The following is a 9930-nucleotide window of genomic DNA, read 5'->3' as shown; positions in this document are numbered from 1 at the left end:
CCCAATCAAAAACCTCAGATGCCCCCAGTCTCTCCCGAGCGTCTCCGCAGCTTCCACCGCGTCCCAGCACCTCAGCAGCGCCGGTGAAGGGCGTTCTATGCCTTACGCATTCAACGCGCAAGTGGAAAATTCAAGAATATCGCAAAAAACTTCAAATTCATTTTTTATACAATAATTTCAAATATTTGAGTGGAACTCACCTCATGGAAATCGGCGAAAATCATCCTTCAAGCACATCAGATATACCGCCTAGGTTTCAGTGCTTGTTGGTTCAAACCCAACATATAGTGAGAACATTACAGTCACCCACAAGACTATACCGACTCGACGGCAATCAGCGATTCATTTCCAATCCCGGAATCGCGCCCGATATCGGCGCCGCCAGGCGCAATGCAAGTTGGTCTTACAGGGCCTTGCGCATTGTCTATGGATAGGCTCAGGTCTTTTCAAAGCAAACCCGATACGCCTGTGACCTTGATATGACGAATGACATTAAGTTTCCCTTGCTGCGAACCGTTGGATTTAACGGTCTCTTGGTGACCTTTGCGCAAACCATGTCCGAGCCGTCGAACCGCGCCGCCCTGGCGTTTCGGGGCGCAGTCGAGGCGCAGCAGATTGACGGCGTGCTTGAGACTTCGGCCTCGCTGGCATCTGCATTTATAAGGTTTGATCCATTAAGCCTGTCGCATCATGACATCGAAGAGTTGCTGCGGGCTATGCTGGTCAGTCGCGATTGGTACGCTGCACCTTTGCCTGCGGGGCGACGATTCTGGAAAGTGCCGACGGTCTACGGTTCCGATCTTGCGCCACAGCTAGAAGACGCGGCATTGGCAGCAGGGTTGTCACCAGCGGACGCCATTGATCGTCTCAGCCAATCGCGTGTGCGGGTTTTAACCATCGGATTTGCGCCGGGCCAACCTTATCTCGGGCCACTCGGACCCGAATTCAACATTCCACGCCTGAAAGAGCTGACGCCGATGGTACCTGAAGGGGCGTTGGTTTTGGCAATTTCGCAATTTGTCCTGTTCTCGGGGCCAACCCCAACCGGATGGCGTCATGTTGGACAAACCGCGTTTCGTTGCTTTCGTCCGGACATGGGGCGAAGTTTTGCCCTCAACCCCGGTGATGAGATGCAGTTCATCTCAGTCTCGCGCGAGGAGCTTGAGGATATCCGTACAACCTGCACTGATGGCTCTGGTGGTGCGAGTTGCGAGGAGATCGCGACATGACGCTGATCGTCCACCGCATCGGCCCAGCTTGCACGGTTCAGGATCAAGGGCGCACCGGGTATCTGGATCAAGGCCTGTCGTGTTCGGGTGCCGCAGATATAGTGGCACTTTATGAAGGGGCCGCGTTGCTTGGTAACACCCCAACGAGCGCCGCCCTCGAAATGGCGGGGATGGGTGGTGAGTTTGAGGCAACCGCACCAACCGCCATCGCGCTGACCGGCGCACCGATGCAGGCCAGTATCGATGGCAGCCCCGTCTTGTGGAATGCATCGCATCAGATGGAGGCTGGGCAGCGGCTGGTAGTCGGGTCGGTGCTGCAGGGCAGTTACGGGTATCTGAATCTGGGTGGCGGGATCGGGACCGACATGACTCTGGGCTCACGCGCGGCCCATCTGACCGCAAGGATCGGGCGCGCCGTTCAAGCGGGTGATCACCTGCCTTCGACGGAAACCGGCAAGACCGGCCTGAAACTGCGTTCGGAGGATCGGTTTTCGGGTGGGACGTTGCGGGTTGTGGCCAGCTTTCAAACCGCACTGTTCGATGACGAGACGCTGGCACGGTTTACGCAAACGACATTCCGCCGCGGTGCCCGAGCCAACCGGATGGGCATGCAGCTGGATAGCGACGGTAACGGCTTCGCGGCAAAGGGTCAGTTGAACATACTGTCCGAAGTCATAACTCTCGGCGATATACAGATGACCGGCACCGGTGCGCCCTTCATCCTACTGCCCGAGTGCCAGACCACCGGAGGTTACCCGCGCATCGCAACCGTTCTGCCCTGTGATCTGCCCCGCGCTGCACAGACCCCGGCGGGAGGCGAGGTGCGCTTCGAATTCGTAACACTGGAACAAGCCATCGCGCTGCAAGCCGCATTTAAGGCCGACCTTGCCCGCCTGCCCGCCCGTGTTGAACCATTGGTCCGCGATCCGCATGACATCCCGGACCTCCTGTCCTACCAACTGATCAGCGGAATGATCTCTGCCACCGAATAAGGAGTTATTGCGATGCCGAGCGTCGATCTGAATGCCGATATGGGCGAAAGCTTTGGCCCGTGGAAGATGGGTGACGATGAAAGCCTTCTGAAGATCATCACATCAGCCAATATCGCCTGTGGCTTTCATGCGGGTGACCCGGATGTGATGGCCAAGACCATGGCTCTGGCAGCCCAGAACGGTGTGGGCATCGGTGCGCATCCCGGTTTTCCTGACCTGCAGGGATTCGGGCGTCGAAACATGAAAGTGCCCCATGAGAGCTTGCGCAATCTGGTGCGTTATCAACTGGGATCGGCAATCGGCATGGCCAAGGCGGTGGGCACTGAAGTGCGCCATCTAAAGCTACATGGAGCGCTGGCCAATATGTGCTCGGTCGATATCGATATGGCGCGGGCCTGTTATCAGGGCGCATTGGACGTGGACCCGGACATCATCATCATGGTGCTGGCGGTAACCAAACAAGAAGAAGCGGTGCACAAGCTGGACTGCAAATGGGTGGGCGAAATCTTCGCCGACCGTGCCTATAACGACGATGGCACTTTGGTGGATCGGTCACTGCCGGGAGCCGTGATCCATGATCCGGCGCTGGCCGGACCGCGCATTCTGAACATGGTGAAGGAAGGCGCCATCATCACCAAATCCGGCAAACGCCTTGAGACCTCAATCGATACGATCTGCCTGCATGGTGATGGCCCGACGGCAGTTCAGATCGCGCACTCGGTGCGCGAGAACCTGATCGCGGGCGGAGTCGAGGTCACAAAATTCATCCGTTAGTTACAACAACGTAACTTTGGCACCCCATCTCCAAACTGTTGCCCATGCAGGTCTTAGCGCCTAGCATGCATGGCAAGTGCATGATCTGACTACCACAAATCCAAGCAACGCGCCGCAAGGAGGTGAGCCTATGTCTTTTGATCTGATGTCCTACCAGCCAAGGGGCGACAAGAAGAACTCAGACTTCTTCACCGAATATCTTCCCAGGATTTACGAGCGCCGCATCAGCTCGGGCATTGCGGATCAAGTCGGTGCGATGCGGGCCATTGTCATTCAGGTCGAGACAGATGCGCTGTTTGACACGCTGGTCGAGCTTTATGTGATGACCCCCTATCGCCACACCGCCAGCTATTTGGGACAGACACACAAGTTCTCGGTGATGCATTCACATGCCGATTATCCGGCGCTGATCCTGATGGCTCCGCTCAGCCCGGCATTCGAGGATTTCATCCCGCGTATCAATCGTATGTACCCGCTGGCGCGCGGTAAGCCGCAGACGCGATATGTAGGTGAGATTTACGGTGCCACCGACCTGAAGGCGCTGACTGGAACGCTGGAGGATCAGAATATTCGGTTCGAATATTCTGGGGACACCGAAAATCCGTTCTACACGCTGGAAGGATACCGCTTTACGACGCCATCGGATTTCACGTGCAATCGCGTCGGCTATTCCACGCTGGATTTCAACGACACAGACAGTCTGGGGTTAGGCGATCGTGTTTTGCTGAGCGATGTGGAACAAGCCAAGCTGGATCAGGCCGCTGCGTTTGGGATGGATAGCAAAATCGCACCCCTGATGCTGGGGATCGACCATCTGGCGACACGCATTCTGGCCGGGGAACGTGAGGACGCGATCCTCGAGTTTCTGACCATGGTGCCTTATTACTTCTGGGGGGCCTACAACATCTTCGACATGAACTCGTCGACCAATGTGAATCGCAATGCCAGTGTGGATGACGACAAGAAATCCCCTGCCAAGGTCTTTACTGCTAACAACACGCCGTCGTTCGTGAACTCTTTCGAGCAATTGCCGATGCCAACCGAGGATTTCGTGCGTAATTTCGGACGACGCTTGCACCACATGGCGGTTGAAATTCAGGACGGCGACCATGGCGCGGGTGAGAAAAATGTCGATTTCGTGGTCAACACTCTTAAAGACAAGGGCGTTCCGTTCCTGGCCCATGTGGTCGGGGAATGCAAAGATGATCCGAACCTGAAACAGATCTTCTCAAAGCACTCGAAACACACGCTGCTGATCACCGAATACATCGAACGTTGTCATCACTACGACGGTTTCTTCACCAAGGATAACGTTGCAGCCTTAACTGCGGCGGCCGGGCAAGATGAACAGTATAAGCACGGCCACGTCTTCGATTGATTTGCCATAAAAAATGGGCTGCGAGATCATCGCAGCCCAGGCCCATCCAGGAGAGAATGCCGGGTCTTATGACGGCCCGATCATGAAACACGTGACATTGCGCGCCTGTAACCGACGACAGGCCAGATCAGCCTGCTCGCGGGTCATGCCCTGAAATGTCGCGTCAAACCCACGCGAGCTTTGGTTCACCTTACGCAAAGTGCCTTCCAAAGTGGTCATTTCCGACAGCGCAGTTTTCAACAGAACCTTCTCGGCCTCATACCGTGTGGTGTAGCGGCCAACATTGACGCCCCAAAGGTGACCGCCGGATGTGGACAAGCGGGTCACAACTTCGGGTTCAGGCTCGGGCTGTTTGGCCGGTTCGACCGAGGCCAGCACCACGTTTTCGGAAGGCTTGGCGCCATCCGACGGTGCTATGTCTGCTGCTGCAATCGCAGCAGCGATACCGTCCTGAATCCGGGTGTTGTCTTTTTCAGCCGTTGCGGCGACCGACCCCGCGACCTGAACCGTTTCGCTCGCCACTGGGCGCAACACCGGGCGCAGGCTCTTTTTCGGCGGGCCCGCTTGGGCGACCACTTGTGCACTACCCAGACCAGCATTCCCTGCATAGGCCGGGCGGGCGGGCTTACGGATTGGCGCACGCGAGGGGGCACGGCGGAAACCCATATCCAAAAGCTCGGCCACCCGGGCGTTGCGCGATGCACCTGATTTGCCACCGAAGACGGTCGCGATGATACGTTCATCCTTGCGCTTGGCCGAAGCAACCAGATTAAACCCTGCAGCGCGGGTATAGCCGGTCTTGATCCCATCGGCGCCCCGATAGGCTGCCAAAAGGCGGCGGTTGGTGTTCGGTACAGTCTTGATCCCGGCATTCGTCGATTGGCGCGAGAACAGGTTGTAGTACTGCGGGTAATCATACAGCAGGTGACGGCCCAGCGTGGTCATATCCCGCGCGGTCGACAAATGCCCCGACTCGGTCAGACCATGGGCATTCTTGAAGGTGGTCCGGCTCATCCCCATCGCCTTGGCGGTGCGGGTCATGCGACGAGCAAACGCCGCCTCGGACCCGCTGAGGGCGATGCCGATCGCGGTTGCCGCGTCATTGGCGGATTTCACCGCCGCCGCCCGGATCAGATAGCGAAACGCGATTCGCTGCCCAGTGCGCAAACCCAGCTTCGAGGGCGGCTCAGCCGCTGCAGCCTTGGTGATGCGCACCTGAGTGTCCAACGTGATCTCACCATTCCGCACGGCCTCAAACGCAATATACAGCGTCATCATCTTGGTCAGAGATGCCGGATGCAACCGCGTGTCGGCATTGCGGGAATGCAGCACTTCTCCGGTGCGTGCGTCGATCACCATGGCCGCGTAAGGGGCCGCCATGCCCTGAAGTGGTGCAAATGAAAGCAGCCACAGAAATGCTATAAGTAATAAGCCCATTCGGGCCGGAACTGTCCGCCGAATCTGCACGATCTTTGCCTCTGTCTGCCTCGCGCCGCCAGGTTTTCCCGGTCAGCAATTTTTATTTTGATATTCTTCAGGCTAACACAGGGATGGGTTTAAAGAAACTGAAAGCTGCGTTTGAGTGGATCATATACACAGTCAGATTCACGCTACATATGGTGTTTCATGCGCGCCCGAACACCATACAGGCGATTGTGCCGAATTTCAGGCAAGCCGTGTCATCGAATTTTTTGTGACTGATGTCAAACGGCAACAGGTCAGGAAATCTGATCAATCAAAGCTGAAAGATCACCCAAATCCTTCAACTCGCGGAACCGTGGGTTGGAAGTTGGGACCTCGGCCTGCTCGACCTCCCATACCAACCCGTGCGGGACATGCACGCCCCAGCACCCGGCTTCGATTGGGGCCACCACGTCAGAACGCATCGAGTTTCCGATCATCATCGAAGCGTCGGGTCCATCACCGTACTGGTCAAAAATCATCGCATAGGTCGCCGCCGTTTTTTCGCTCACGATCTCGACGCCATCGAACAGCTCACCCAATCCGGATTGCGCCAGCTTACGCTCCTGATCGATCAAGTCGCCCTTGGTGATCAGCAGAACCTTATGCGTCTCGGCCACCGCCTCGATGGCCTCGCGCGCATGGGGGAGCAGTTCGATGGGATGTGCCAGCATCTCCTGCCCCGCTTCAACAAGTTGGCGGATGACGCGCGCCGGTACGCGATCTTCCGTCACCTCAATCGCTGTCTCGATCATCGACAGGGTAAAGCCCTTGATGCCATACCCATAGTGCTGGATGTTGCGCTTTTCGGCGGCAAGTAGACGTTCCATCAAGTGATCGTGATCGGCGTGATCGGCGAGCAATTCGGCAAAATATGCCTGAGTCAGCTGGAAGAAACGCTCGTTATGCCAAAGGGTATCGTCTGCATCGAACCCGATTGTTGTCAGCTTGTCCCGCATCGCATTTCCGTCCGGTTGCTCTTTTCTCTGGCCACCGTGACGTTATATAAGCCGGGAAACAATTCGTAGTGTTAATCGAGATTCTCTTACAGCAATGCGCAAACACCAGTGGATCATGTCTGAAAAGGACGACGAAGACGACGACACGTCGGTCCTGGTGCAAACGCGCCCCAAGACCAAGCGGCCGCCGCTGTATAAGGTGTTGTTGCTGAATGACGATTACACGCCGATGGAGTTCGTGGTGCATGTGCTGGAACGGTTCTTCGGCATGACCCATGCGCAAGCGTTTGAAATCATGCTGACCGTCCACAAGAAAGGTGTCGCCGTGGTTGGCGTGTTCAGTCATGAGATTGCCGAGACCAAGGTCGGGCAAGTCATGGATTTCGCGCGCAGGCATCAGCACCCGCTGCAATGCACCATGGAACGCGAAGAATAACGCGCGGCCATGTCCTCTCGCCTTGATCTAGCCTTGAACAGCGGGCTCAGCCTGTCGCAACCGCTGACTGTTTTGGCGCCTACCCCGGACCACGATTTGTCGGACCTTCCGCGCGAGGCGCAGATGGTGCAGCCGTTCAAACCGTTCCACGATCACTTTGCCACGCAGGGCTTTGTCGCTACGCCCAATAGTGACGCGCCTTGCCAGGATGCGGTCGTGTTTCTACCGCGCGCCAAGGCGCTGGCCCGGGCGCTGATCCATCAGGCCTGCAGCCGCGCCAGCGGGGTCATCGTGGTGGACGGGGCCAAAACCGATGGCGTCGACAGTTTGCTGAAAGATATCCGCAAGCGGGTTGCGATCGAGGGTCCAATCTCGAAGGCACATGGCAAGATTTTCTGGTTTCAGTCTGATGCGGACGCCTTTGCCGACTGGGCTGCGCCTGAAAACCAAATGGTTGACGGCTTCCATACCGCGCCCGGTGTGTTTTCCGCCGATGGTATCGATCCTGCCTCGGCCCTGCTGCTGAAGTCTCTGCCAACCAAGCGCGGCACGCGCATCGCTGATCTGGGTGCAGGTTGGGGCTTTCTGTCCGCCATGCTGATCGACGACACCTTGCGCAGCCTGCATCTGGTGGAGGCCGACCACACCGCCCTTACTTGTGCCCGCGCCAATGTCACCGACACCCGTGCGCAGTTCCACTGGGCCGACGCCACCAAATGGAGCGCGCCCGAGCCGCTGGACATGGTGATCATGAATCCGCCCTTTCACACCTCGCGCAGCGCCGACCCGACATTGGGCCAGGGCTTTATCACCAGTGCTGCACGCAACCTCACCCGCAACGGTCAACTCTGGATGGTTGCAAATCGCCACCTGCCTTACGAGGCCACGCTGGCCGAGGCTTTCGACCGTGTTGATGAAGTGGCAGGAGACAACCGCTTCAAGGTTTTCCATGCCTCTCGCCCTCGGGGCTGAGGCCCGCTAACCTGCGCCAGAACTCAGGAGGATTCGCATGTCCTTTTCCATCGCGGGCAAGACCGCAATCGTCACCGGGGGTGCCAACGGCATCGGACTGGCCATCGGACGGCACTTTGCCGATGCAGGCGCCAATGTCATGTTCGCCGATATGGATGAAAAGCGCCTGTCCGATGAGCTGGGCGAACAGGCGGATGACAGCAACATCCGTTATTTCGCCGGTGACCTGCGTGAAAAGTTGACCATCGCCAATCTGCTTTCGGCCACGCTGGATGCGTTTGATCAGGTTGATATCCTGATCAATGGTGCGCGGCAGGTGATCCCGTCGGACCCGCTGGACACCGATGACGATTCCGTGCGCACATTGCTGAACCAGAACCTGATGCCCGCGCTGCGACTGAGCCAACTAGTGGCTAAGCGATTTATCAAACAGGCTGATGGAGACGATGAGAACCCTGCCGGGTCAATCATCAACCTGTCCTCGATTGCCGCACGCCGCACCCATCCCGATCTGATGGCCTATTCCGTTTCGACCGCTGCGCTGGATCAGATGACCCGTTCGTTGGCGGTTGCACTTGCGCCCAGCCGCATTCGCGTAAACTCCATCGCACTAGGATCGGTCATGAGCGCTTCATTGCAGTCAACGCTGAAAGAAAACCGAGATTTCCGGGACGACATCGAAAAACATACTCCGCTTTCCCGGATTGCCGCTCCGAACGAACTGGTCGAAACCGCGCAATTTCTCGCGTCGGACGCTGCGGGCTTCATGACAGGCCAAATTCTAACCATTGACGGAGGCCGCACCCTGCTGGACCCTGTCGCAGCCCCGGCCCACTGATCCCAATGTTCGATAAAGAAAAAGCCACCGCCGCTGCCTGGTTCCGCCAGTTGCGAGATGACATCGTAACCGCCTTCGAAGCGTTGGAAGACAGCCACACCTCAGGCCCCTTCTCGGATTCTCAGCCGGGAAGGTTCGAAGTCAAAGAAACTAAACGGCAGTCTGACGATGGCTCCGACGCGGGCGGCGGGCTGATGTCGGTGATGCGCGGGGGCCGCGTGTTCGAGAAGGTGGGCGTTAATGTCTCAACCGTCTTTGGTACGCTGGGTGAGCGCGCGCAAAACGCGATGGCCGCGCGCAAGGGTATTCCGGGGATGAAGGACGACCCCCGGTTCTGGGCTTCGGGCATCAGCCTTGTGGCCCATATGCAGAACCCGCATGTGCCTGCGGTCCATATGAACACCCGGATGTTCTGGACCCCACATGCCTGGTGGTTCGGTGGCGGCTCCGACCTGAATCCCTGCATCGAATATGACGACGACACCGCCCATTTCCACGCCACCCAAAACGCGCATCTCGACCCGCACGGACCCGGCCACTACCCGCGCCTCAAAGATTGGGCTGACGAGTATTTTTATATCCCCCACCGAAAGCGCGCTCGGGGTGTCGGCGGGATCTTCATGGATGACTATTGCACCGGCGACTGGCAGGCGGATTTTGCGCTGACGCAGGACATCGGTCGCGCCTTCCTGCCCGCCTTTCTGCCTCTGGTCGAAAAACGCCGGGTGCAAAGCTTTGACGACGCGGACAAAAACACCCAGCTGGTGCATCGTGGGCTCTATGCCGAATACAATCTGGTCTATGACCGGGGCACCAAGTTTGGTCTGGAAACCGGGCACGACCCCGATGCTGTTCTGATGAGTCTGCCGCCCTTGGCCAAATGGGTCTGAC

10 protein-coding genes are annotated in these 9930 nt (G+C 57.6%); 8 read left to right on the top strand and 2 right to left on the bottom strand.

Translation table 11 applies throughout. The annotated features are described in order from the left end of the window. Positions 1-479 precede the first annotated feature (479 nt). The 4 genes from ACRZ96_RS13150 to ACRZ96_RS13135 all read left to right on the top strand — a co-directional run bounded on the left by ACRZ96_RS13150 (position 480) and on the right by ACRZ96_RS13135 (position 4373). The gene (locus ACRZ96_RS13150; RefSeq protein WP_480772049.1) at positions 480-1229 is read left to right on the top strand and encodes a 5-oxoprolinase subunit B family protein; all 750 of its coding nucleotides are present in this window, start codon (positions 480-482) and stop codon (positions 1227-1229) included. Continuing rightward, positions 1226-2221: a 5-oxoprolinase subunit C family protein gene (locus ACRZ96_RS13145; RefSeq protein ID WP_480772048.1), complete on the top strand. Its 996-nt coding sequence runs from the start codon at positions 1226-1228 to the stop codon at positions 2219-2221. The genes ACRZ96_RS13150 and ACRZ96_RS13145 overlap by 4 nt, the downstream gene beginning before the upstream one ends. A gap of 12 nt (positions 2222-2233) precedes the next feature. After that, entirely contained in the window at positions 2234-2995 is a 762-nt protein-coding gene (locus ACRZ96_RS13140) for a LamB/YcsF family protein (protein WP_480814718.1), read from the top strand. A 130-nt stretch (positions 2996-3125) separates the two neighbouring features. Further along, on the top strand, positions 3126-4373 hold the full coding sequence (locus ACRZ96_RS13135) for a hypothetical protein (RefSeq protein ID WP_480593253.1): 1248 nt from the start codon (positions 3126-3128) through the stop codon (positions 4371-4373). Between the two features lie 66 nt (positions 4374-4439). On the opposite strand, the gene ACRZ96_RS13130 is transcribed toward ACRZ96_RS13135, so the two are convergent. After that, positions 4440-5810: a D-alanyl-D-alanine carboxypeptidase family protein gene (locus tag ACRZ96_RS13130; RefSeq protein WP_170396050.1), complete on the bottom strand. Its 1371-nt coding sequence runs from the start codon at positions 5808-5810 to the stop codon at positions 4440-4442. Positions 5811-6091: 281 nt separating this feature from the next. After that, positions 6092-6793 carry an HAD family hydrolase gene (locus ACRZ96_RS13125; protein WP_170423897.1) on the bottom strand — a complete coding sequence of 234 codons (702 nt, stop codon included), beginning with the start codon at positions 6791-6793 and terminating at the stop codon, positions 6092-6094. A 94-nt stretch (positions 6794-6887) separates the two neighbouring features. On the opposite strand from ACRZ96_RS13125, the gene clpS reads away from it, so the two are divergent. The 4 genes from clpS to hemF are packed head-to-tail and all read left to right on the top strand — an operon-like array spanning position 6888 to position 9929. Next, on the top strand, positions 6888-7229 hold the full coding sequence (gene clpS / locus ACRZ96_RS13120; RefSeq protein WP_170396046.1) for an ATP-dependent Clp protease adapter ClpS: 342 nt from the start codon (positions 6888-6890) through the stop codon (positions 7227-7229). A gap of 9 nt (positions 7230-7238) precedes the next feature. Continuing rightward, on the top strand, positions 7239-8201 hold the full coding sequence (locus ACRZ96_RS13115) for a class I SAM-dependent methyltransferase (protein WP_223117605.1): 963 nt from the start codon (positions 7239-7241) through the stop codon (positions 8199-8201). A gap of 37 nt (positions 8202-8238) precedes the next feature. Beyond that, the gene (locus ACRZ96_RS13110; protein WP_170408883.1) at positions 8239-9039 is read left to right on the top strand and encodes an SDR family NAD(P)-dependent oxidoreductase; all 801 of its coding nucleotides are present in this window, start codon (positions 8239-8241) and stop codon (positions 9037-9039) included. Between the two features lie 5 nt (positions 9040-9044). Next, positions 9045-9929: an oxygen-dependent coproporphyrinogen oxidase gene (gene hemF / locus ACRZ96_RS13105; protein ID WP_480772046.1), complete on the top strand. Its 885-nt coding sequence runs from the start codon at positions 9045-9047 to the stop codon at positions 9927-9929. Position 9930 lies beyond the last annotated feature (1 nt).

It is taken from the genome of Ruegeria sp. CF1 (assembly GCF_056537445.1).
This window is presented reverse-complemented; position numbering and strand designations above follow the sequence as displayed.

Coding starts and splice junctions, on each gene's coding strand:
- hemF (WP_480772046.1), top strand. CDS start 9,045: ATGTTCGATAAAGAAAAAGCCACCGCCGCTGCCTGGTTCCGCCAGTTG.
- clpS (WP_170396046.1), top strand. CDS start 6,888: ATGCGCAAACACCAGTGGATCATGTCTGAAAAGGACGACGAAGACGAC.
- ACRZ96_RS13115 (WP_223117605.1), top strand. CDS start 7,239: ATGTCCTCTCGCCTTGATCTAGCCTTGAACAGCGGGCTCAGCCTGTCG.
- ACRZ96_RS13140 (WP_480814718.1), top strand. CDS start 2,234: ATGCCGAGCGTCGATCTGAATGCCGATATGGGCGAAAGCTTTGGCCCG.
- ACRZ96_RS13125 (WP_170423897.1), bottom strand. CDS start 6,793: ATGCGGGACAAGCTGACAACAATCGGGTTCGATGCAGACGATACCCTT.
- ACRZ96_RS13150 (WP_480772049.1), top strand. CDS start 480: ATGACGAATGACATTAAGTTTCCCTTGCTGCGAACCGTTGGATTTAAC.
- ACRZ96_RS13130 (WP_170396050.1), bottom strand. CDS start 5,810: ATGGGCTTATTACTTATAGCATTTCTGTGGCTGCTTTCATTTGCACCA.
- ACRZ96_RS13135 (WP_480593253.1), top strand. CDS start 3,126: ATGTCTTTTGATCTGATGTCCTACCAGCCAAGGGGCGACAAGAAGAAC.
- ACRZ96_RS13110 (WP_170408883.1), top strand. CDS start 8,239: ATGTCCTTTTCCATCGCGGGCAAGACCGCAATCGTCACCGGGGGTGCC.
- ACRZ96_RS13145 (WP_480772048.1), top strand. CDS start 1,226: ATGACGCTGATCGTCCACCGCATCGGCCCAGCTTGCACGGTTCAGGAT.